21 protein-coding genes are annotated in these 21,987 nt (G+C 67.6%); 9 read left to right on the top strand and 12 right to left on the bottom strand.

What is annotated here, in order from left to right; translation table 11 throughout:
* Positions 1-2: 2 nt before the first annotated feature.
* The 6 genes from OG300_RS35395 to OG300_RS35370 all read left to right on the top strand — a co-directional run bounded on the left by OG300_RS35395 (position 3) and on the right by OG300_RS35370 (position 6,421).
* Positions 3-1,523: a hypothetical protein gene (locus OG300_RS35395; RefSeq protein ID WP_405488621.1), complete on the top strand. Its 1,521-nt coding sequence runs from the start codon at positions 3-5 to the stop codon at positions 1,521-1,523.
* A 9-nt stretch (positions 1,524-1,532) separates the two neighbouring features.
* A complete protein-coding gene (locus OG300_RS35390; RefSeq protein ID WP_405488619.1) occupies positions 1,533-2,351 on the top strand; it encodes a hypothetical protein in 819 nt (272 codons plus the stop codon).
* 21 nt (positions 2,352-2,372) lie between these two features.
* Complete coding sequence (locus OG300_RS35385) at positions 2,373-3,002, top strand: hypothetical protein (protein ID WP_405488617.1); 630 nt, start codon at positions 2,373-2,375, stop codon at positions 3,000-3,002.
* 79 nt (positions 3,003-3,081) lie between these two features.
* Positions 3,082-4,638: an Hsp70 family protein gene (locus OG300_RS35380; RefSeq protein ID WP_405488615.1), complete on the top strand. Its 1,557-nt coding sequence runs from the start codon at positions 3,082-3,084 to the stop codon at positions 4,636-4,638.
* A gap of 93 nt (positions 4,639-4,731) precedes the next feature.
* Positions 4,732-5,595 (top strand): alpha/beta fold hydrolase, encoded by an 864-nt coding sequence (locus tag OG300_RS35375; protein ID WP_405488614.1) that lies wholly within the window; start codon positions 4,732-4,734, stop codon positions 5,593-5,595.
* Between the two features lie 4 nt (positions 5,596-5,599).
* Positions 5,600-6,421: a hypothetical protein gene (locus OG300_RS35370; protein ID WP_405488612.1), complete on the top strand. Its 822-nt coding sequence runs from the start codon at positions 5,600-5,602 to the stop codon at positions 6,419-6,421.
* A gap of 47 nt (positions 6,422-6,468) precedes the next feature.
* Here OG300_RS35370 and OG300_RS35365 read toward each other — a convergent pair whose 3' ends face one another.
* Genes OG300_RS35365 through OG300_RS35350 form a run of 4 tightly spaced genes read right to left on the bottom strand, consistent with a single transcriptional unit; the run spans position 6,469 to position 8,971 of the window.
* On the bottom strand, positions 6,469-6,768 hold the full coding sequence (locus OG300_RS35365; RefSeq protein WP_405488610.1) for a WXG100 family type VII secretion target: 300 nt from the start codon (positions 6,766-6,768) through the stop codon (positions 6,469-6,471).
* The gene (locus OG300_RS35360; protein WP_405488608.1) at positions 6,765-7,079 is read right to left on the bottom strand and encodes a WXG100 family type VII secretion target; all 315 of its coding nucleotides are present in this window, start codon (positions 7,077-7,079) and stop codon (positions 6,765-6,767) included. The genes OG300_RS35365 and OG300_RS35360 overlap by 4 nt, the downstream gene beginning before the upstream one ends.
* Before the next feature lie 3 nt (positions 7,080-7,082).
* Positions 7,083-7,631: a hypothetical protein gene (locus OG300_RS35355; protein ID WP_405488606.1), complete on the bottom strand. Its 549-nt coding sequence runs from the start codon at positions 7,629-7,631 to the stop codon at positions 7,083-7,085.
* Positions 7,628-8,971, bottom strand: coding sequence for a hypothetical protein (locus OG300_RS35350; RefSeq protein WP_405488604.1), 1,344 nt, complete (start codon positions 8,969-8,971; stop codon positions 7,628-7,630). Before OG300_RS35350 ends, OG300_RS35355 begins: the two co-directional genes overlap by 4 nt.
* Positions 8,972-9,216: 245 nt before the next feature.
* Here OG300_RS35350 and dusB point away from each other — a divergent pair, with 245 nt between their 5' ends.
* Positions 9,217-10,365 (top strand): tRNA dihydrouridine synthase DusB, encoded by a 1,149-nt coding sequence (dusB, locus tag OG300_RS35345; RefSeq protein WP_405488602.1) that lies wholly within the window; start codon positions 9,217-9,219, stop codon positions 10,363-10,365.
* An 8-nt stretch (positions 10,366-10,373) separates the two neighbouring features.
* Here the strand turns inward: dusB and OG300_RS35340 are convergent, their stop codons facing one another.
* Entirely contained in the window at positions 10,374-10,814 is a 441-nt protein-coding gene (locus OG300_RS35340; protein ID WP_405488600.1) for a hypothetical protein, read from the bottom strand.
* Between the two features lie 346 nt (positions 10,815-11,160).
* On the opposite strand from OG300_RS35340, the gene OG300_RS35335 reads away from it, so the two are divergent.
* Both OG300_RS35335 and phoU read left to right on the top strand, forming a co-directional pair.
* The gene (locus tag OG300_RS35335; protein WP_405488598.1) at positions 11,161-13,314 is read left to right on the top strand and encodes an LCP family protein; all 2,154 of its coding nucleotides are present in this window, start codon (positions 11,161-11,163) and stop codon (positions 13,312-13,314) included.
* Between the two features lie 114 nt (positions 13,315-13,428).
* Positions 13,429-14,100 carry a phosphate signaling complex protein PhoU gene (phoU, locus tag OG300_RS35330; RefSeq protein WP_405488596.1) on the top strand — a complete coding sequence of 224 codons (672 nt, stop codon included), beginning with the start codon at positions 13,429-13,431 and terminating at the stop codon, positions 14,098-14,100.
* A gap of 113 nt (positions 14,101-14,213) precedes the next feature.
* Here phoU and OG300_RS35325 read toward each other — a convergent pair whose 3' ends face one another.
* From OG300_RS35325 to OG300_RS35295, 7 genes are all read right to left on the bottom strand, one after another.
* Entirely contained in the window at positions 14,214-15,845 is a 1,632-nt protein-coding gene (locus OG300_RS35325; RefSeq protein ID WP_405488594.1) for an MFS transporter, read from the bottom strand.
* Positions 15,846-16,036: 191 nt separating this feature from the next.
* Positions 16,037-16,813, bottom strand: coding sequence for a phosphate ABC transporter ATP-binding protein PstB (gene pstB / locus OG300_RS35320; RefSeq protein ID WP_405488592.1), 777 nt, complete (start codon positions 16,811-16,813; stop codon positions 16,037-16,039).
* A gap of 12 nt (positions 16,814-16,825) precedes the next feature.
* The gene (gene pstA, locus OG300_RS35315) at positions 16,826-17,725 is read right to left on the bottom strand and encodes a phosphate ABC transporter permease PstA (RefSeq protein WP_405488590.1); all 900 of its coding nucleotides are present in this window, start codon (positions 17,723-17,725) and stop codon (positions 16,826-16,828) included.
* Positions 17,722-18,690, bottom strand: coding sequence for a phosphate ABC transporter permease subunit PstC (pstC, locus tag OG300_RS35310; RefSeq protein ID WP_405488588.1), 969 nt, complete (start codon positions 18,688-18,690; stop codon positions 17,722-17,724). Before pstC ends, pstA begins: the two co-directional genes overlap by 4 nt.
* A 116-nt stretch (positions 18,691-18,806) precedes the next feature.
* On the bottom strand, positions 18,807-19,925 hold the full coding sequence (pstS, locus tag OG300_RS35305) for a phosphate ABC transporter substrate-binding protein PstS (protein ID WP_405488586.1): 1,119 nt from the start codon (positions 19,923-19,925) through the stop codon (positions 18,807-18,809).
* Positions 19,926-20,156: 231 nt separating this feature from the next.
* Positions 20,157-21,053 carry a mycothiol synthase gene (gene mshD, locus OG300_RS35300; protein WP_405488584.1) on the bottom strand — a complete coding sequence of 299 codons (897 nt, stop codon included), beginning with the start codon at positions 21,051-21,053 and terminating at the stop codon, positions 20,157-20,159.
* Positions 21,053-21,808, bottom strand: a complete 756-nt coding sequence (locus OG300_RS35295; protein ID WP_405488582.1) for a winged-helix domain-containing protein — start codon at positions 21,806-21,808, stop codon at positions 21,053-21,055. Before OG300_RS35295 ends, mshD begins: the two co-directional genes overlap by 1 nt.
* Positions 21,809-21,987: the final 179 nt, after the last annotated feature.

The following is a 21,987-nucleotide window of genomic DNA, read 5'->3' as shown; positions in this document are numbered from 1 at the left end:
CTGTGCGCCCCAACAGCATTCACAGACTGCCCGCTCGCCCCCGCCTGCCCGAACGCAGCCCCCTGCCCCGAAACCCCAGCCGTCCCCTGCGACCCCACCTGCCCGAACGCCCCAGCCTGCCCACTGGACCCGACCTGCCCGAACGAAGCCCCCTGCCCGGCCGCCCCGCCCTGCCCGAACGCTCCACCCTGCCCAGCCGAACTCACCTGACCGACAGTGCTGACCTGCCCCACCGATCCCTGCCCGAACGAGCCACCCCCATTGGCCGCCCCACCCTGACCGAACGCCCCTTGCCCCGAAGCGCCCTGCTGGCCGACCGAAACAGACTGTCCCAAACCGGCATTCGCCGCAGCGCCCACTCCGACACCAGCGCTCACACCATGCTCACCACCGAGCCCACCGCCGGAAGCACCCGCATTCCCCGAGAACCCGGGCCGCCCCTGCCCATCCTCACCACCGGCTCCATTCCTCTCCCCGGACGCCCCATCCCCCCGAGCACCCCCATCCTGCCCATGCTGCGCACCACCCGAATTCCCGCCGCGCTCCCCAACTCCCGTACCACCATGGACGCCGACGCCACCCTGGGAACCGGCCCCACCGTGAACACCGACGCCGCCTTGGGCACCAGCCCCACCATGAGCCCCGACTCCGCCATGCGCCCCGAGCCCACCGGACGCGCCCGCGCCACCGTGAACATTTCCGCCGCCATGCCCGTTGTCGCCGCCGACACCTTGCCCGCCATGACCATTACCGGCCCCGACGTGTCCCCCGGCACCCGAATTCCCGTTGGCTCCACCATGCTCCGACCCGCCGGGACCGCGCTGACCGCCTTCCGATCCACCACGCCCGACGCCACCGGGATTCCCGTGATCTCCACCGGAACCACCATGCTCCGAGCCACCGGGTTGACCGTGCGAACCACCATGGTCCGGGCCACCCGGGTTGCGCTGCCCACCACTGGGACCGGTGTGAGGGCCACCGTGCTGAGGACCGCCTGGGTTCCCGTGATCGCCACCACGGTCCGGCCCACCGGGATTCCGGTGATCACCGCCGTTGGATGGGCCACGTCCGCCATCATGCTGCGCGCCACCGTGATCCCCACGATCCGGTCCGCCGGGGTTGCGATGATCGCCACCCGGGTTACCGTGCGCACCACCGTGTTCCGAACCTCCGGGATTGCGATGGTCACCCCGGGATCCTTCGCCAACACCGCGCTGCGGGCCATCGTGGTCGCCGCCGTGCTGCACACCACCGTGATCTCCACGGTCGGGTCCACCCGGATTGCGATCGCCCCCCGGGCCGTTGTGCGCACCGCCCCGCTCCGGACCACCGGGATTACGGTGGTCGCCACCCTGGGGACCACGGTCGCCACCATGCTGCGGGCCGCCATGATCGCCACGACCGGGGCCACCCGGATTCCGGTGATCGCCACCGGGGTTGCCGTGTTCTCCGCCTGGTCGACCGTGATCACCGCCGCGATCGGGGCCGCCGGGATTGAAATGGTCGCCGCCTCGGGGACCTGAGCCGCCTTCGTGCCGCGGCCCACCGTGGTCACCGCGATCCGGGCCGCCGGGATTGCGGTGGTCGTTGCCGCCGTGGTCACTGCGGTTCAGGCCACCAGGGTTGAAGTGGTCGTTGCCTCCCGGGCGGCCGTGGTCGCCGCCGTGTTCGGGGTTGCGGGGCTGGCCGTGGTCGCGGCCGTTCTGGTTCCAGGGTTCGCCGCCGCGGCCGTTGTGATCATCCGGGCCGCGGTGGGCGCCGTACGGGTTGTGCGGAGGTTCACCGTGTTCGGGGTGATTCGGGCTCTCGCGGTGCGGGAGGGCGGGGTTACCGTGCTCGCCGGAGCGGAAGTCGGCGCGGTTCTCGAAACCGCCGCGCTCACCGAAAGCTCCCCGCTCACCGAAACCGGCACCCTCACCGAATTCCGCATGCTCACCGAAAGCTCCGCGCTCGCCGAAACCCGCACGGCCATCGAGGCCCCCGCGCTCGCTGAAACCTTCGCGCTCACCGAACCCGGCGTGCTCGCGGAAGCCGTCTTGCTCGCCGAAGGCGGTGTGGTTGCCGAAACCGGCTCGGTCACCGAAGGATTCGTGACGGCCGAAATCGGAGCTCGAACCGAAGGCTGCGCTCTCACCGAAGGACTCGTGGGCGCTGAAGTCGGAGCGGTCGTCGGTGAAGGAGGACTCGCTGAACGAGCTGTCGGTGGAGTAGTCGGAGCTCTGGGCCTCGAAGTCGTCGAAAGAGTCGTGGGTGGCGAGGTCGGTGTGGTCATCGGTGAAAGAGGCCTCGCTGAACGAGCTGTCGGTGGCGAAGCCGGACTGATCACCGAATTCGGGGTTCTCACCGAATGATTCGCCCGAGCCGAACGACTGGTGACCGAAACCGTGGTGCTCGCCGGGGATTTGGTGGCGGTGTGCGCCGGGCTCGCGGGTCTGGCCGACCGTCTCGCTGAAGCTCGTGCCCTGCCCGAACTCGGAACCCTGCCCGAACTCACTGCCTTGCGAGAAGTGCACGCCCTGTACGAATTCGGAGCTCTGACCGGCGTCGAAACTCTGTGCGGCATCCACGGCCTGGCCGTGTTCGACGCCGTCTGCGAACTGCACGTAGTGGTCGAGGGACTGCTGGGTCTGGTCGATGGTGGTGCTCGCGAAGTGGGTGGCCTCGCCGGTGACGGCGCTGGTCTCGGATTCGGAGACAGTGTGCTCGGTGAACGAGGTCTCGGCGGACTGGTGGAGGTCCAGGTTCGCGGGGCCGGGGAGGGCTGGCTCGTTCAACCCGATTTCGATCGTCATGTCTGTGTCCATTCACACCGGGCGGCGTGGGATCGCCGTCGAATGGCACTGACGCTAGGAGCGGATTCTGGCAATAAGTGGGGAGCGGACTGTGCGATTGCCGGAGGAAACGGCGCACGGTCGTGTCACCGGCGACACGCGGCTGGCACTCAGCCATCACACAGGAAACGTGCAGCGCACAACCGGTTTCGAGGCTGCCGCCGGAGTTAGGATCGGAACCCGAATTCGGCTGCCGACGCGGCCGCTGAGCTGTGGAAGGCCGGGTCTGGCCGGTGAACGGGAGTAAGAGATGACGCGGGCATTGGGCATCGGGATCGGCGCGGAATCCTTCGCCTCCGTATTGGAGGAATCCGGGTCGAGCCGACGCGGGCAAGTGGTGCGCGAACCCGCCGTACTCCATGTCGCGCCCGGCGGTCAGCCGGTGTTCGGCGACCGCGCCACCCAGCGCGCGAAAGCAGCGTCCGGCAGCGTATTCCGGGACTTCACCAACCGGGTCGGCGACCCGGTCCCGGTACTCACCGAACATTCCGGACGCACGGGGGCGGAACTGGTCGCCATGGCCGTCCGCTGCATTGTGCGGGACAGGTTGGCGGGACCCGCTGCTGCCCAACCGATCTCGACAGTGATCGCGTATCCGTCGGTGTGGACCGGCTACCCGGTACGAGCACTCGAGTCGGAGCTCGCCCGCGAAACCGGCGCACCCACACTGGTTCAGGAAGCGGAAGCCGCCTACGTGGCGCTGACCGTAGACGGGCATATCAGGCCGCAGGCCACCGTATTGCTGTGCGATGTCGGCACCGCCCACACCGACCTGGCCGTGGTGAGCTCGAACCCGGAAGGCCGGATTCGCGTCGAAAAACCGACCCGTTCAACGGATTTCAGCGGCACCCTGGTCGACTCCCTGCTGCTCGACCACGTGATCTCCCAGACCGTGGCGGCGCATCCGCGTTTCGATCCCGCCAACCGCATCAACTGGCCCGGCATCCGTGCCCTGCGCAACCAGATCCGGACCGCCAAGGAGCGCCTGTCCCAGGATGTTTCGGCGATCATCGGAGTGTCTCTGCCCGGTATCGAGGACCGTCAGCGCCTGGTGCGCTCCGAACTGGAGGCGCTCATCGCCGACCCGGTGCGGCGGCTCGCCTACCGTGTCGCCGAGACCGCGCACACCGCGCAGCAGCGCGGCTCCCACATCGACGCTGTCGTACTGATCGGCGGCGCGTCCGCGATTCCCGCACTGGCGGAACAGCTCTCGACCGCTGTCCCGCTCCCGATCGTCACCAGCGCGGAGCCGGGATCCGTCGTGGTCCGCGGTGCGGCCCTCATCGCCGCCCGCACCACGCGCGGCCCACGTCGCCCCTCCACCCGCGAATCCTCCGACGAGGTACCCGCCACCCGCGTCCTGCGACCGGTGCAGCGCACCCCGGGTGAGCGACGCCAGATCCCACGCCAGCGCATATCCGAAGGCGGGCAACCGATTCCGCGCAATCGGCCGCGATTCGCCGCGCCGGAAGCAACCGAGGCCGACGCGGCCCGATCCGACTCGAACGCGCAACGATCCGAATCGAACGCGATTCGATCCGAGCGGAGCGCCCACCGATCGGGACCCGGCCGCCAGCGTGCCGCGGCCCGCCACGCCGCCGAGTTTGCTGAGCCCGCGTCCCCTGCCCCCGGCAAACGCAGCTTCGCGAAGCTGATCTCCGGCGTCGCGGCCGCCGCTGTCCTGCTCGGCGGCGGTATCGCCGCAGTCGAATTGGGCCACTCCTCGACACCGCCGGTCGGCCGGACCGCCGCCGCCCCCGTCAACGGCGCCCACAACCTGTCCGGTTCGTCGCACGGATCCCGATAGCCACACCCGCCCCGGACTGCGGACCGCCCGACTCACAGGAACTTGTCGGCTCCCGCCCAGCCAGCTTGCGCCACCACCCCCGACCATGAGTACATGAGCCTCGAAATGCGGGTTCCCGATGGTCCGGCCGACACGCCGACACCGTTTCCCCGCCGCCAACACCGCTGGGTCGCCCGGCGGGGCGGCGCGTCGAGTCGTGCCGTGAGCACGGCGAATGTGGTGCTGCTGCACGGTCAGCCGGGCGACCGCGCCGACTGGGACGAGGTCGTCGCACAGCTGCCGGAGACGCTCACCGTCCACGCGCTCGACCGCCCCGGCTACGGCGACAATCAGACCCCCGCCGGATCCATCGAGGCCAACGCGCGCTGGCTGCTCGACCGGCTCGACCGCGACGGCATCGACCGTGCCGTTCTGGTCGGTCACTCCTACGGCGGCATCGTCGCACTGGCCGCCGCCGCCCTCGCCCCCGAACGGGTGCGCGGCCTGGTGCTCATCGCCAGCGTCGGCCCCGGCTGCCTCACCCCCTTCGACGAACTGCTGGCCGCGCCGATCGCCGGCCCCGCACTGTCCGTGACGGCCTGGTCACTGCTGCCCTGGCTGGCCCGGAAAGGCCTGGATCGCAACCCTTCCCGGACTGCGGTCCCGGCCGCCTGGCACATGCTGGCCGGTGTCCACCACCGGCACGGCCAGGTCTGGCGCAGTTTCCTGATCGAACAGCGCGAACTGTTCCACGGCCTCGAACAGTGGACCGCGCGGCTGCCGGAGATCGCCGCGCCCACCTTGATCCTCGCCGACCCGGCCGATAAGGTCGTGCCGATCTCGACCGCCCACGCTCTGTCCGATCAGTTGCCCTGCGCCCGAGTCGAACTGATCAGCGAGGGTGGTCACCACCTCCCGCGACGCCGGCCCGACGTCGTGGCCGCCCGGATAGGCGAATTTGTCGAGTCGTTGGAGTGAACCGATGCGCGGCACCCTGGTGACCGTGCGCGAACGCGCGCTCAGCCAGTTCCACACCGAGCGCCGACCCGAATCACCCCGGCCCATCGCACCGGACCGTCCGCTCTGGTGGCAGGCCCTCAGCGAAGTCCGCTGGTCGTTCACCCGACCCGCGCTGTGGCTGGAAGGCATCGCCGCCAACGTGGTGCTGTCCGGGCTGTACCTGCTGATCTTCCCGCTCACCCTGCACCGGCACGGCTGGGTGGTGCTGGTCGGCGTCTACTTCGCGACCTTCGTCCTCGCCGACGTCACCACCACCAATGTGCTTGGCGTCGACTGCGATCGGGTCGGCCTGAGCCTGGCCGAGAACCTGTCGGTCCGCCGTATCCTGCTGGTCAAGAACCTGGCCCTGCTGATCATCGTCGGCGTCCCCACCCTGCTCGCCACCGCCGCCCTCACCCTCTGGACCGGCGCCCGCGGCATGGAACGCGTCGGCGTCACCGTCGCCGACGTCGCCCTGCCCATCCTGGCCTGGCTCGGCGTCGGCAATATCGTCTCGGTCCTACTGGCCGTCCGCCCCCGCGCCCTCGGCACCCGCTGGGCCGAACGCCGCGACTGGCGCAGCACCCTCCCCTGGATCACCCACCTGACCCTCCCCTACGCCCTCTACTACTTCGTAGCCCCCATCGACGGCACCCAACGCGCCATCCTCGGCTTCCACCTCGGCCGCAGCATGCCCGCCGACACCCGCGCCCTCATCCACCTCGGCGTGGGGCTCGGGGTGTGGCTGCTCGGCACCGTCATCGCCGTCGCCTACGTCCGCCAGCGCGGACTGCGCGTGCTCTGACCGGCAGGATCAGTCGCCACGCGCGATTCGGTTCGGGCCGAACAGGTTCAGCTGCCGCCGAACATCCGGGTATTCGCCCCGATCGCCGCGGTGTAGTGGCCGTGGGCGGCCTGCGCGGCAGTGCTCATATCGGTGACACCCTGCGCGAATTCCTGTGCCCCGGCGAGCCATTGGCGATGCGCGTTCTCGTACGCGGTGGCGCCCGAGCTGTCCCAGCCGCTCGCCCGCAGCGCGGTGACCTTCTGATCGAGAGTGGTGAACTGGTCCGCCAAGAATTTCGCGAGATTCGACAGGCGCGTCACGATCTCGTCCAGTTCGGTGAGATCCACCGAGTATCTGTCGGTCACGTCAGATCCAGGTTCGTGAAACGGTCCGCGGACAACAGATCCTGGCCGGTGTAGGTGTCGGCGGCTACGCCGAGCTGGCCCGCCACCGTGGTCAGTGCGTCGATGATGCTCTGACCACCTTCGAAGCACTCGTCCCAGCCGGTGCCGAACGACGTGGCTGCGGTTCCCGTCCACCTGAGCGAATCGACCTCGCGCCCTGCGGATTCCAGCGCCGAACGCAGCGTCCCGACCAGATCGAGTGCGAACCTGCCCAGGCCCTGCACGTCTTCGGGGACGACGAACAAGCTTCCCGAATTCTCCTCGTCACTCATCTGTCACCAGCCTTCGATCGCACTCCGGAGCAGCGGCTCCGGATCTCGGCCATCGAGCAGGGCCGCGATACTCAGCCGCAGGAAGGCGGCCGCCTGCGCGAAAATCACCTCGGATGAATTGATTTCATCGAAGCCCGCCCGGTCGACGGTCAAGGTACCGGCGGGCAGGCCCGCATCGGTCGCCTTGGTCAGCGACTCCAGCACCGCGCCCCCGAAATCACTGGGCAGGCCCGAGGTGAAAGGCCGACGCCACAGGCGGCTGTCGCAGGTGGGCTGCCCGTCTCCACCGAGGGCGTCGAAACCCGCGATCGCCACGGCGATCCGCGTCGTATCGCCGGGCCCGGTGACGAACCGACCACCCAGTAGAGCCCGAGGCGCGATTCCACCCAGACGGCGCTGCACCTCGACGAGGACCCGCACGTCCTGGGGCCGGTCGGTCGCGCCCGTGGCAGCCTCGGACGCGGTGAGCTGCTGCGCCGCAACATAATCCGCCGCGGCGTCGTCACCCGGTTCGACAGCGACCGCCCCGTACTGCTCGATTTCGATGATCATCGTGGAGGTAATCCGTTCATCTTTCGCCACCAGGGACCGAATTCAGGGTACTTGTCGATCACGTCCGGGTCGTAGTTCTGCCCCGGCGGGTGAGTCTCGAGTGCGAGCTCGTGCGCGTCCTCATAGGGCATTCCCTTGTCCATCAATTTGGCTTCGGTCAGTTCATGATTCATGAAATTCTGCTGGCTCTCGGTCAACGGCTTGCCCTGATCGATGGCCTCCCCGATGCGTTCGATCATCGCGTCATTGGCATCGAAATGATCGAGCTTGCCCAGGTGCTGTTCGACCTGCTGCAGATCCGAGCGGGAGAACGAGGACGGGAGCGAAGAGGTATTGCCCAGGCCCGCACCTTCGGTTTCCTCGGCCTTGTACGGTCTGAGGCCACCCAGCTTGCGCATGTCGGTCTCGGCCCGGGTCAGGTCCTCGACCTCCTTGGCGCCCTTCGGCAGCACGAGCCGGACCAATCGACTGTCCTTGACCAGCCTGGTGACGGTGGCGGCGGCCGACTCGACTTCGGCCTCGGTGGCACCGGCGTCCGCAGCGGCGGCCGCACCCGCGGTGAAGAAGGTCACGGCGGCCGCCACGATCTGAGTTCCGGCGATCAGGGCAACGAATTCCGCGACGCTCTTGCAGATTTCGCTGCGCAGGTCGTCGAGTGCGGACTTGTAGTCCTTGCACAGTTGCGCGATTCCACTCGCACCGGTCGTCAAATCATTGACACCGGACTGAAGTGCCCGAAAGTGGATCTCGATATCACCGATTTCCGGACTGGACATGGCGGCGAACTTCTCGTCGAGTCCCTTCAATCTGTCGACCGCACCGGAAACACGCTTGTCTTTGACGTACGCATCCCACGCGGCGGCCGCATCGCCCAATTTGTCGGTGTCGCCGTTCGGCACCTTCACACCGATCTTGGAAACCAGATTCGCGATCGTGGTGATCACGCCGGTCCCGTTGTCGTGCGCCGACGGCGGAACCATCTCGGCGACGTCGTTGCCGACATCGATCAGCTGCGGCGGCTCCTTGGGAGCGTCGCCCTTGTTCGCGGCGGTGTCAGCCTTCCAATTGGCATACGCGTGGTTGTAGCCGCCCCACTGCAGCAGGCCCGCGACATGGCTCAGCGCCGCACCGATCTGCTGAGCCAGCGCGACGGTATCCGTAGCGCGCTGGTCGTAGTTCACCGCCCACGGCGCGCTCGCGTCATCACTGCCCGCCATGCCACCGGTGTCCTTGTTCGCCAGTGCCATGACCAGCACACCCCGGGCGCCGGCCAGATCGTCGGCCAGTTCGTAGCAGGCCTTACTGGCGTCGTAGAACACCTGCGGATCCACATCCACCATGCGTCAGCACCTGCCGGACATCGCCGAATTCGGTTCCGCGCCCATCGAATACGCGTCGGCCACCAAGTTTTCCGGGACGGCGGACGGCCCCGGACTTCCCCCCACTTCAGTCACGAGGGCGCAGCCTACGCGACCGGTGGGAACCGAACCAGGTTCGCGCCACAGCTCGGGGTGGGCTGTGACCGGCGGCACCCGGGCGGGTACGCGGCTCTGGAGAGCGGGGCGCGGGTGAGAGACTGGAGGGCGTGACCGCCTCGATCGAAGCCCCTGCCAACCCGTTGCGGATCGGACCGTACCCGGTCGATCCGCCGGTGGTGCTGGCGCCGATGGCGGGGATCACCAATGTGGCTTTCCGGACGCTGTGCCGGGAGTTCGGTAGTGATACCTCGATCTATGTGTGCGAGATGATCACGGCGCGGGCCATTGTCGAGCGCAATGAGAAGACGCTCAACATGATGGCGTTCGGGCCGGACGAATCGCCTCGGTCCATGCAGCTGTACGGGGTCGACCCGAAGACGCTCGGTGAGGCCGTGCGGATCATTGTCGGCGAGGGGTGGGCCGACCACATCGACATGAACCTGGGCTGCCCGGTCCGGAAGGTGACGCGACTCGGGGGCGGGTCGGCGCTGCCGTACAAGCGGCGGCTGTTCGCGGAGATCGTGCGCGAGATGGTGTCGGCGGCGGGGGACGTGCCGGTCACGTTCAAATTCCGGATCGGGATCGACGACGAGCACCACACCTACCTCGATACCGGACGGATCGCGGAAGCCGAAGGGGCCAAAGCGGTTTCGCTGCACGCCCGCACCGCGGCCCAGCTCTACTCCGGGCAGGCGGACTGGTCGGCCATCACGCGACTGAAGGAAACCGTCACCACCATTCCGGTGCTCGGCAACGGTGACATCTTCTCCGCCGACGACGCGCTGCGCATGATGGCCGAAACCGGTTGCGACGGAGTCGTTGTCGGGCGCGGCTGCCTCGGACGGCCGTGGCTGTTCGCCGAACTCAGCGCCGCCCTGCGCGGGGAACCGATCCCGGTCGGTCCCACGCTCGGCAAGGTCGGCGAGATCCTGCACCGGCACGCCGCGCTACTCGTCGACCACGACGGCGAAGACAAGGCCATGCGCGACATTCGCAAGCACATGGCCTGGTACCTGATGGGCTTCCCGGTCGGATCCGCACTGCGCCGCAAGTTCGCCACCGTCTCCAGCCTCGCCCAGATCGCCGACCTGGTCGGACAACTCGACCCGGACGTGCCGTTCCCGGAGGACGCCCTCGGCCCGCGCGGCCGACAGGGCTCCCCGCAGACGAAGGTCGCCCTCCCGGACGGCTGGCTCGACGACCCCGAGGACGCCACCGTCCCCGCCGCCGCCGACGTCATGCACTCGGGCGGATAGACCGCGAATCAGCTACCGCTGCTCCCGCTGGGCAGAGCGATCGGCGTGGGATACATGCCGCTGCCCGGCAGCACGCCGGGAATGAAATAGGTCGCCGCGAACTGCTTGCCATCCTGTGTCAGCACGACATGGTGTATGCCCTTGCTGGCATCGGACAGGCCGCTGACACATAATTCTCCCGCTACGGAGCAGTAGGCGGCGGTCGGCGTCATGGGAGACCCCACCATCGGAGTTCCGTTGTCGGACATCGTAACCGGGTCCGAATTGTCGACCCGGGCAATGATCCCGAACGCACCATCGGTCATGCCGATGTCGTAACCCTTACTGACATTGGCGATGGTTATCTGCACAACGGCGGCCGAGGCGGAGGTGGTGGTGAGGACGAGGTTGCCTGCCGCAGCGAGGACGGCGGCGCCCAGGCCGAGGCGTGCCATCGAGGTGATGGTCATACGTGATCTATCTCCTACCGCGAGCAGCGCTCGCTCCCTGGCGCTGCTGATCTCGCGCCGTGATGCGGAACGCTAACGGCCTGGCAGTTGCACTGAAACGTGTTTCAGAAGACCAGTCGCGGGCGGGTGGCGCTTCGAACTCGATCCGGTGAAGTGCGGCGCAGCTCCCGGATTCGGTAGGTGGACCCTGGCAAACTTTGCGCGGCGCCCGGGTGCAGGATGTGCAGACCGCCGGTGGCCGGTCGGCAAACCCGATTCAGCCCGAATCGGACAGATGTTCGAGTGGTTGACCGTGGCGAAATCGTTATCATGGCGAGCGACATCAAGAGCAAAGTGAGGTCCGTTGGTGGGTGACGATCGGTACGGACGCACGCCGCGGCCCGGAGGTCCCGCCCCCTGGGAGCGCTACGCCACCGACGAGGAGACTGACCAGTCTCGAACCGGTCGCCGCGCCCGGCACACCGACGCCCCCGACACCGGCTCCGCCCCGATCACCGTGCAGGACCTGGTCGATCGCGTGGACAGTGAACGCATTACCCGGCCCCGGCCCACCGAAACCACCGGTGGCGAGCAACCGGCCGAACCGGGACCCGCCGCAGTACCCCTGGCCGCCCCCGGATCCCAGCCGTCCACCGGATCCCAGCCCGCCACCGCGCCCGGCACCGGCTCCCAGCGGACCGTCCGCGATACCAGCCACCTGCGTCGCATCGCCAGCCCCCGTGCCCCACAAGGCAATTCGGCCAACGGCTCCGCCATCGAGCCCGCCACCGTCCCGGCGAGCGCGACCCGCCCGGCCCCCGAACCCCGCGTCGATCCGACCGCCGACCCCGTCACCGAGGAGCTACCCCCGGTCACCGCGGCGACCACGCCGCCCCCGCTCGCCGAGCGCACCAAGGCGCTGCTCGCGCGAAAGGTGAAGTCCCCGGCCGACTATCCGACCACCGCGCTGCCCGCCGCCGTCGGCACCGAACCCGGCAGATATCAATCCCCCGGACAGCGCAGGCGGGCACGCCGCGCGCGCCTCGCCGGACGCGCCGCGCTCGCGGTGTTCGCGATCGTCGCGTTGATCATCACCGGCAGCGGCTGGAACTATCAGCGCACCAAGGACAATGCCCTGCAACACGTCGTCGCCCTCGACGACAACCCGCAGGACGTGGTCGACGCCGGCGGCCAGCTCGGCGACGAGAACTACCTGATCGTCGGCACCGACACCCGTGCGGGCGCCAACGCCAGCCTCGGCGCGGGCAGCGTCGACGACGCCGAGGGCGCGCGCTCCGACACCGTCATGCTGGTCAACATTCCCGCCAACCGGGCCCGCGTGGTCGCCGTGTCCTTCCCCCGCGACCTGGACGTCTCCCGCCCGGCCTGCGAGGGCTGGGACAACGACAAGGCCGCCTACACCGGTCAGACCTTCCCGGCCGCCCTGGGCGACAAACTCAACGCCACCTACGCGCTCGGCGGCCCGAAATGCCTGACCAAGGTGATCACCAAACTGTCCGGCCTCAAGATCAACCACTTCGTCGGCATCGACTTCTCCGGCTTCGAATCGATGGTCGACGTGGTCGGCGGCGTCGAGGTCTGCACCACCAAACCGCTGGTCGACGAGATCCTCGGCACCGTGCTCACCACCCCGGGCAAGCAGGTCGTGGACGGCGCGACCGCACTGAACTACGTGCGCGCCCGCCACGTCTACGGCGAGGAACGCAGCGACTACGACCGCATCAACCGCCAGCAGCGCTTCCTGTCGTCCCTGCTGCGCAGCGCGCTGTCGAACAAGGTGCTGATGGATCCGGGCAAGCTCAACGGCTTCATCGACGCCTTCGCCAAGCACTCGTTCATGGACAATGTCAGCACCAAAGATCTACTGACACTTGGCCGTTCGATGCAGAAGATGGAATCCGGGAAAATCACCTTCCTGACCGTCCCAACCGCGGGCACCACCTCCTACGGCAATGAGATCCCGCGCGAATCCGATATCAAGGCCATCTTCCGCGCCGTCATCGACGATCAACCGCTACCCGGCGAGAAGAAGGACGACACCCCCGCCCCCAGCACCACCGCCGCGCCCGCCAAACCCAAGCTGACCGCCGTCGACCCGAGCACCGTCTCGGTGCAGGTGTCCAACGGTTCCGGGCTGGCGGGCACCGCCGGAGCGGCCGCCACCAAACTGGCCAATCAGGGCTTCCAGATCTACAGCACCGGCAACTACGCCGACGGCACCTCACCCAAGACCAAGGTGCGCTACTCCCCCGGCCACGAAGCCGACGCGAGCACGGTCGCCAGTTCCGTCCCCGGCGCCATCCTCGAACCCGCGAGCGGGCTCGGCAGCATCATCGAGGTGGTCGCGGGCACCGACTACACCGGCGTCGTGCGCACCCCCACCGCCTTCGGGCAGCCCCTGCCCGACATGCCGACCGACTCCGGCGGGCCCAGCGCCGCACCGGTCGCACTGCCGTCGGACCTGGAACACGTGAACGCGGCCGACGATCTGTGCAAGTGACCGTCGACTCTCGGTGACGCCCCTGCCTGCGGTGACGTTGCCACGACCGACCGGCACCGATGATTCACCCGCAGTTCGTGACTTGGTCAGCGGTGCACACTAGTGTCTTGACTCATGCGTGTCATCTACAACGAACAAATGGCTGAGCTGGCCGATCTACTCGGCGGCATGGCCGGGCTGGCGGGTTCGGCGATGGAGCGGGCCACCAACTCGCTGCTCACCGCCGATCTCGAGCTCGCGGAACAGGTGATCAGCGAGTACGACCGCATCGCCGAGATGATCCAGCTGGCCGAGGAGAAGGCCTTCGCGCTGCTGGCGCTGCAGGCCCCGGTGGCCGGAGATTTGCGGCAGGTGGTCAGCGCCATCCAGATCGTCGCCGATGTGAACCGCATGGGTGTGCTGTCGCTGCATGTCGCGAAGATGACCCGCCGCCGGTTCCCGAGCCACGCCGTGCCGGAAGCCGTCAACAGCTACTTCGCCGAGATGGGTCGCATCGCGGTCAAGATGGGCGCCACCGCCAAGGAGGTGCTGGAGTCCCGCGATCCCGAGCGGGCCGCCAAGCTCACCGACGACGACGAGGCGATGGACGACCTGCGCAAGCACCTGTTCACGCTGATCATGGACCGCGACTGGCAGTTCGGCGTGCCCGCGGCCGTGGACGTGGCCCTGCTGGGCCGCTACTACGAGCGTTTCGCCGACCACGCGGTGGAGATCGGCCGCCGGGTGATCTTCCTGGTCACCGGTGTGCTGCCGCCCGACCCGGATTCGGAGAAGGAATCTCTCTGATCCCCCGGGGCCGCAAACCCCATACGCGAGAACCGACTTCGCTCATCTGAGACACGCAGGTGCCGGTCCGCCCAGCGGACCGGCACCGTCTCGTATCAGGGCTGGACCATGTTTCAGTCCGGCGAATCGGTTGCGGCAGGCTCCTTTTCACGCCACGCCAGCAGGGTCGAACGCCCCTGTTCGGCGCGCCACGGCAGCGCGAGCGCGACCACCAGCGAACAGACCACCAGCGCGCCGACCGCGATGAACGACGCGGTGTGCGAGCCCTGCATGGCGGCGACCTTCATGGCCTGGATCAGATCGATCTTCGCCTGCGCCAGAATCGGATTCACCGGCGCCTTCACGATCTCCAGCACGCTGATGGGCGTATTGCTCGCCAGCTCCTTCTGCTGCGGATTCATGATCTGCGCGGGCACGGACTGAATCCGGGCGCCGATATGACTGGTGTAGGTGGAGGTCATGACCGACCCGAGCACCGCCACCCCGAGCGCGCCGCCCACCTCACGAGTGGTGTCGTTGACCGCCGATCCGGCGCCCGCCTCGTTCAAAGGCACCGAGCCCATGATGGATTCGGTCGCCGGACCCTGAACCACCGCGAACCCCAGGCCCATCAGGATCATCGACACCACGATCGGCCCCACGTAAGGGGTTTCGACCGTCGCCTGACCCGCGATGTACATGGCCACCGCGAGGATCAGCAGCCCCGAGACCAGCATGGCCGTGGTGCCGAAGCGCTGCGCCAGCATGGTCGCGATCGGCGCGCCGAAGCCGACGGCCACCGCGAAAGGCAGTGAGTGGATGCCGAATTCGAGCGGGGTCAGCTCCTTCACGCCCTGGAAGTACTGGGTGATCAGGAACAGGAAGCCGAACGCCGCGAAGTAGGACACCGTGATCGCCAGCGACGGCAGCGCGAAGCGGCGGTTGCGGAACAGCCGCATGTTGAGCACCGGTGCGTCCACCCGCAGTTCCCAGGCCACGAAAACGACCAGCAGGATCACCGAGATCAGGTAGCCCGCAATGCTTTCCGCCGCGAGCCAGCCGTGCTTGGGCGCCTCGATGATGGACCACACCAGCGCGGTCACCCCGGCCAGCGAGAGCACGATGCCGACCCGGTCGAGCCGGGCCACATGGTCGGCACGGGATTCCGGCACGGTCATCAGCACCGCCGCGACGGCCACCAGGGCCACCGGCACATTGATCCAGAACACCGAATGCCACGAGAAGTACTGCAGCAGCCAGCCGCCCACCGTCGGGCCGATGGCGATGGCGATACCGGCCATGGCGGTCCACAGCGCGATGGCCGCGGCCCGCTCCCGCTTGCCGGTGAAAATATTGGTGAGCAGCGCGAGGGTGGCGGGGAAGACCACGGCCGCGAACACGCCCATGCCAGCGCGGGCCGCGATGACCTGCCCCAGCCCGGAGGACAGCGCCCCGGCCGCGGACATCACAGCTACTCCGGAGAGACCGATGATCATGAACAGTCGCCGCCCGTAGCGGTCGCCCAGGTGCCCCATGGCCAGCAGCAGCCCGGAGAAGGCGAGGGTGAACGCGTCCACGATCCACTGCAGCCCGCTCATATCGGCCTGCAGCTGCACCGCCATGGACGGCAGTGCGACATTGACGAGCGTGTTGTCCAGTACGACAAGCAGTTCCGCGAGGCAGATGGCGATCAGCGCCGCTATCTTCGCCCGTTGCGAGAGTCCAGCGACCTGATCGGACACCGGGCTCGCCATTGAGACAGTCATCCGACACCTCCTTACTAAACCGATCGGTTTACATTCGAGGTGAGACTAACTGTGACCCACGGTTGCACACAACCACCCACGGTATGTATGACGCAGCACACATTCAGCTAGCGAACCGCATCGCCACCAGCACAAACGGGAACGACCCCTGTCCGAAGACAGGGGTCGTCAGCGCCGGAAGGTATCGGTTCTTACCCGAAGCGGCCGGAGATGTAGTCCTCGGTGGCCTTCTGCGACGGGTTCGAGAAGATCTTCTCGGTCTCGTCGATCTCGACGAGCTTGCCCGGCTTGCCCTGCGCCTCCAGGTTGAAGAAGGCGGTCTGGTCACTCACACGCGCGGCCTGCTGCATGTTGTGGGTGACGATGACGATGGTGAACTCCTTCTTCAGCTCGGAGATCAGATCCTCGATCGCCAGCGTGGAGATGGGGTCCAGCGCGGAACACGGCTCGTCCATCAGCAGCACGTCCGGCGACACCGCGATGGCACGCGCGATGCACAGTCGCTGCTGCTGACCACCGGAGAGGCCACCGCCCGGCTTGTCGAGGCGGTCCTTGACCTCGTTCCACAGGTTCGCGCCACGCAGCGAGCGCTCGGCGACCTCGTCGAGCTCCTTCTTGCCACGCACGCCCTGCAGCCGCAGCCCGGCCACCACATTGTCGCGAATCGACATGGTGGGGAACGGGTTCGGGCGCTGGAACACCATGCCGATGGTGCGGCGCACGCCGACCGGATCGACGGTGGCGCCGTAGATGTCCTCGCCGTCGAGCAGCACCGCGCCTTCGACGCGGGCACCCGGGGTCACCTCGTGCATGCGGTTGAGCGACCGCAGCACCGTGGACTTACCGCAGCCGGACGGACCGATGAAGGCGGTCACGCTGCGCGGCAACACCGTAAGGCCCACGTTCGAGATGGCGTGGAACTTGGTGTAGTAAATGTTCAGGTCTTTGACGTCGATCCGCTTGGCCATCGTAGTTTCCTTCTATCGGTTCCGCGTCAGCAGCTTGTTGACCGCAGCGGCGGCGAGGTACAGCAGCGCGATGATCAGGATCAGGGTCAGCGCCGCACCCCAGACCCGCGCTCGGCCGGCAGCTTCCGGGTTGGCCAGCTCCTGGTACATCAGCAGCGGGAGCGAAGCCATATTGCCGTTGGTCACATCGAAGTTGATCGACTTCGAGTAGCCCACCAGCACCAGGACCGGCGCGGTCTCACCCATGACGCGGGCAACCGCCAGCAGCATGCCGGAGATCATGCCGGGGGCCGCGGTCGGAACCACGATCCGCACAATGGTTTTCCACTTCGGAATACCGAGAGCGTAAGAGGCCTCCCGCAATTCGTCGGGAACCAGCTTGAGCATCTCCTCCGAGGAGCGCACCACCACCGGCAGCATCAGCAGCACCAGTGCCAGCGACACCGCGAACGCACTCTGCGGGAAGCCGAAAGTGCCGATCCAGAAGGCGAATACGAACAGCGCCGCCACGATCGAGGGCACACCCGCGAGGATGTCGACCATGAAGGTGGTGGTCTTGGCCAGCCAGCCGCGACCGTACTCGACCAGGTACACGGCGGCCATGATGCCCAGCGGCACCGCGATCACCGCGGCGATCGCCGACTGCACCAGGGTGCCGTAGATGGCGTGGTACACACCGCCGTCGGTCTGATCGGGCAGCACGCCCTTCTGCGACTTGGTCCACCAGTCCAGCGAGGCCACCGCGTCGATGCCCTTCTGGGCCACGACGAACAGCACCCACAGCAGCGGGACCAGCGCGATCAGGAAGCAACCCCACACCACAGCGGTGGCGACATTGTTGCGAATACGACGGGCCGGGCTGACATGCCGGAAGGTCGGGGCCTTGACCGGCTTGTCCAGTGTGGTGGTCATCCGTTCACCTTCCCGCCGGCCGCCAGCCGAGCCAGTGCGTTGACCACGAAGGTCAGCGCGAACAACACGAAACCGGCGGCGATGTAGGCGCCGGTCGGCAGCTTGGAGCTGAATTCCGAAGCGGCCGAAGCGATCTTGGAGGCGAAGGTGTAGCCGCCGTCGAACAGCGACCACTGCCCACCCTTGGTGGAGGTGCGCAGCACGATCAGCACCGCGATGGTCTCACCGAGCGCGCGACCCAGGCCCAGCATGGAACCGGCGACCACACCGGAGCGGCCGAACGGCAGCACTGTCAGCCGCACGACCTCCCACTTGGTGGCGCCCAGCGCCTGCGCGGCCTCGATGTGCGAGCGCGGCGTCAAGCCGAACACCTCGCGGCTCACCGAGGTGATGATCGGCAGGATCATCACCGCGAGCACGATGCCCGCGGTGAAGATCGTGCCGCCACCGGCGATGCTGACATTGCCGTCGGAGAACAGGAACAACCAGCTCAGATGGCTGTTCAGGAAGGTCTGCAAGGGCTCCAGCTTCGGAGCCACGACCAGGAATCCCCACAGGCCGAACACGATGGACGGCACCGCGGCCAGCAGATCCACGACGACCGAGAACGGCCGCGCCAGTGCCTTCGGCGAATACTGCGTCAGGAACAGCGCGATACCGACACCGATCGGGACCGCGATCACCAGCGCGAACAGCGAGCTCAGCACCGTGACCATGAACAGGTCCTTGATGCCGAAGCGCAGGTTGTTCGCATCCGAGGTGTTGAACTCGGTGCTGGTGAAGAAGCTCGCCTTGTTCGCCATCACCGAGGGCCAGGCCCGGATGAGCAGGAACAACGCGATCAAAGCGATTGCGGCGACGATGATTCCACCGGCGGCCGTGGCCGCCGAGCGGAACGCGAACTCCGCGCCGTACTTCTTCGGTCCGCGCCCGGCGGCTGGTTTGGTGCTGGGTTCCGTCGGCATTAGCGCAGTATCCCCCGGCAGTTGGGCACGGTCTTCCGACGGGCCGGTCGAAACGGACAGGCCCGCGGCTGGTATTTCATCGTGCACGGTCATCGTGGTTTTTTTCGATCAGGCGATCAGGAAATGGCGTTGATCGCGGTGGTGAGCTTGGTCTTGAACGCGTCCGGGATCGGCACGTAGCCCGAGTCCGCCAGACCGGTCTGACCGTTGCTGACCGCGGAGGTCAGGAACGCCTTGACGGCCTTCGCGGTGTCCGCGTCGCTGTACTTCGAGCAGACGATCTCGTAGGTGGCCAGCATGATCGGGTAGGCGCCACCGACGGTGGGCTTGTAGATCGAGCTGTTGTCCAGCACCAGGTCGTTGCCCGCGCCCGAGACCTTCGCCGAGTCGACGGACTTGGCCGCGGTCTCGGAGGTGAGATCGACCGGCTTCGGGTCGTTCGAGGTGGCGGTGGTCAGCACGCGCACCGAGGACAGCTTCTGCGCCTTGGCGAAGGACCACTCGGTGTAGGTGATGGAGAACTTCTGGTTGGCGATGGCGGCCGAGGTGCCGTCCGAGCCCTTGGCGCCTTCACCGGTGCCACCCTGGAACGCCTTGCCGGTGCCCTTGGTCCAGCCGCCGGCCGACTCCAGGTACTTCTGGAAGTTGTCGGTGGTGCCCGACTCGTCGGAGCGGAAGATCACGCCGATCTTGTCCGAGGGGAGCTTGTCGGCCTTGTTGGTGTTGAGCGCCTTGATGTGGGCGTCGTCCCAGGTGCTGATCTCACCGTCGAAGATCTTCGCGATGGTCGGCGGGTCCAGGACCAGGTCGTCGACGCCGGGGATGTTGTAGGCCACGGCGATCGGGCCGAACACGGTGGGCAGGTTCCACGCCGGGCTGCCGCAGCGAGCGGCGGCCTTGTCGACCTCGCCCTTCTTCGCGTCCAGCGGCGAGTCGGAACCGGCGAAATCGGTCTGTCCGCCGAGGAATTCGTTCACACCCGCGCCGGAGCCCGAAGCGGTGTAGTCGAGCTTGGCACTGCTGCAGTTGCTCTCGTAGGCGGCGACGAAGCGGTCCATCGCGTTCTTCTGAGCGGTCGAGCCGCTGGCCTTGAGAGCCGACTTGCCGCCACAGGCGACGTCGACCTTGGCGGCGGTGCCGGACCCGCCGTTGTTGTCACTGCCACAGGCGGACAACGTCAGGGCGCCGGCGGCAGCCAGCACACCGAGCAGGGCGCTGGAGCGCTTGAGATTCACTTGATTCCTCCGCGAATCACGGTGGCACGCCCAACCCCTCAACGGCTGGACGGGCGCGATGTGGCGGCTGTTCGCTGCGAACTAGCGCACCAGGCAGCGGTATGCGGCCCACTTGCAACGTAAGGGCGCACGGTTGACAGTTGGACCAGCGTGGGTGAACGCGAGATGAACAACCCGCCCCGATTGCGGCGTCCGATGTGTGACATTTGCCGCACGGTTGCGCGGTGCGATCTAGCCCACTGCCGAGTACGCGATATCGGTGTGAAAACGGACAAATCCCAGCCGGGTGTAGGTGTGCACGGCCGCGGTGTTGTCACCCTCGGTATAGAGCAGCACCGCGGCGAGGCCACGGTCGTCCAGGTAGCGCAGACCCGCGAGGGTGAGCAGTCGGCCCAGGCCCCTGCCCTGCGCCTGCGGGTCGATGCCGACCACGTAGACCTCGCCGATCGGCGGGTTCTCGTCGTAATGCACCTTGGTCCAGTGGAATCCGAGGATGCGCTCGGGTGCGGCCGGATCGACGGCGATGAACAGACCCTTCGGGTCGAACCAGGATTCCGCGCGCCGGGCCGCGATCTCGGATTCGCTCCAGCCGCCCTGCTCCGGATGCCAGGCGAAGGCCGCGTTGTTGACGCGCAGCAGTTCGGCGTCATCGGAAGGTCCTGCGTAGGTGCGGATTTCGAGACCGTCGGGCACGGTCAGTTCCGGTAGCTCCGGGTTAGCAAGGTCCCGTCGCATTTGCCACAATTCACGCGAAACGGACAAGTCGAGGCGGGCCGCCACCGCCCGCGCGGACGGCAGATCACCGTGCGCCCAGACCCGCGCGCCCGGCCCACCGGCCGCCAGCGCGGCAGCCACCAGAGCTGCGCCGATACCCCGGCCACGCGCCTGCGGATCGACCGCCACCTCCGCCATCGCGGGATGCTCGTCGTGGCCCGGCGTCAGATTCGCGTACCCGGTGACCACCCCGTCCCGGGTGTCCACCAGATGGCGTGCGGGAGAAGCGGAATCGAGCGAAAGCACCGCCTGCTCCGACACCGGTGCGACGCCGTCGGCCGCGGTCGCCCGCTCCAGCAGCGCCCGCACCTGCCCGGCTGTCTCGACGGACAGCCGGTCGGTGAAAGAGCTCATTACAGCGCGCCGTTCGCCGTGGTCAGTTCCGAATCATCGGTGCCGTCGGAGTCGGTGAAGGCGACCGACTCACCCTTACCGGCCGTGCGCGCCGGGCGCACCGCCTTGTAGCCGACATTGCGGACCGTGCCGATCAGCGACTCGTACTCGCTGCCGAGCTTGGCGCGCAGGCGTCGCACGTGCACGTCCACCGTGCGGGTGCCACCGAAGAAGTCGTAGCCCCACACCTCCTGCAGCAGCTGCGCCCGGGTGAAGACCCGACCGGCATGCTGCGCAAGGTATTTCAGGAGTTCGAACTCCTTGTAGGTGAGGTCGAGCGGGCGGCCGCGCAGCCGAGCGGTGTAGGTGCCCTCGTCGATCACCAGCTCACCGAGGGTGATCTTGCCGGTGTTCTCCGGGCTCGCGACGCCGCCGTTGCGCGCCACCAGCAGCCGCAGCCGGGCATCCAGCTCGGCCGGACCGGTACCGGGCAACAGGATGTCGTCCAGACCCCAGTCCGCGTTCACCGCGACCAGACCGCCTTCGGTCAGCACCGCGACGACCGGCACCGAGGAACCGGTGCTGCCCAGCAAACGGCACAGCCCGCGCGCGGCGGCCAGATCGATGCGCGCGTCCACCAGCGCCACGTCCGCGGAACCCGCCTCGAGCAGAGAGGCCACCTCGGTCGGCGCGGGCCGCACGTGGTGCGGCAACAGTGCCAGCGATGGCAGTACAGCCTCGGGGTTGGGGTCGGAGGTCAGCAGGAGCAGCTCCATGGGGGCCCTCCATCCCATTCGGCATGTGCGTGGCAACTGCTCTGTAGGCCACGACCGCATGCAGGTCATCACAGGTAATCGCTGCCTACATTAGCGTGTCGGAGCCGACACACTGGTATCTCGGGCGGCCTTCGCAACCGTTCGGTCTGGTCCAGTTCGCGCAATCGGTCTGGTCGACT

The sequence above is a fragment of the Nocardia sp. NBC_00511 genome (assembly GCF_045161165.1).
GTDB lineage: Bacteria > Actinomycetota > Actinomycetes > Mycobacteriales > Mycobacteriaceae > Nocardia.
Note: the sequence above shows the minus strand (reverse complement) of the source record. Positions and strands in the feature narration are given on the sequence as shown.

Coding starts and splice junctions, on each gene's coding strand:
- OG300_RS35380 (WP_405488615.1), top strand. CDS start 3,082: ATGACGCGGGCATTGGGCATCGGGATCGGCGCGGAATCCTTCGCCTCC.
- OG300_RS35375 (WP_405488614.1), top strand. CDS start 4,732: ATGAGCCTCGAAATGCGGGTTCCCGATGGTCCGGCCGACACGCCGACA.
- OG300_RS35370 (WP_405488612.1), top strand. CDS start 5,600: ATGCGCGGCACCCTGGTGACCGTGCGCGAACGCGCGCTCAGCCAGTTC.
- OG300_RS35360 (WP_405488608.1), bottom strand. CDS start 7,079: ATGAGTGACGAGGAGAATTCGGGAAGCTTGTTCGTCGTCCCCGAAGAC.
- OG300_RS35355 (WP_405488606.1), bottom strand. CDS start 7,631: ATGATCATCGAAATCGAGCAGTACGGGGCGGTCGCTGTCGAACCGGGT.
- OG300_RS35350 (WP_405488604.1), bottom strand. CDS start 8,971: ATGGTGGATGTGGATCCGCAGGTGTTCTACGACGCCAGTAAGGCCTGC.
- OG300_RS35340 (WP_405488600.1), bottom strand. CDS start 10,814: ATGACCATCACCTCGATGGCACGCCTCGGCCTGGGCGCCGCCGTCCTC.
- phoU (WP_405488596.1), top strand. CDS start 13,429: ATGCGTGTCATCTACAACGAACAAATGGCTGAGCTGGCCGATCTACTC.
- OG300_RS35325 (WP_405488594.1), bottom strand. CDS start 15,845: ATGACTGTCTCAATGGCGAGCCCGGTGTCCGATCAGGTCGCTGGACTC.
- pstB (WP_405488592.1), bottom strand. CDS start 16,813: ATGGCCAAGCGGATCGACGTCAAAGACCTGAACATTTACTACACCAAG.
- pstA (WP_405488590.1), bottom strand. CDS start 17,725: ATGACCACCACACTGGACAAGCCGGTCAAGGCCCCGACCTTCCGGCAT.
- pstC (WP_405488588.1), bottom strand. CDS start 18,690: ATGCCGACGGAACCCAGCACCAAACCAGCCGCCGGGCGCGGACCGAAG.
- mshD (WP_405488584.1), bottom strand. CDS start 21,053: ATGAGCTCTTTCACCGACCGGCTGTCCGTCGAGACAGCCGGGCAGGTG.
- OG300_RS35295 (WP_405488582.1), bottom strand. CDS start 21,808: ATGGAGCTGCTCCTGCTGACCTCCGACCCCAACCCCGAGGCTGTACTG.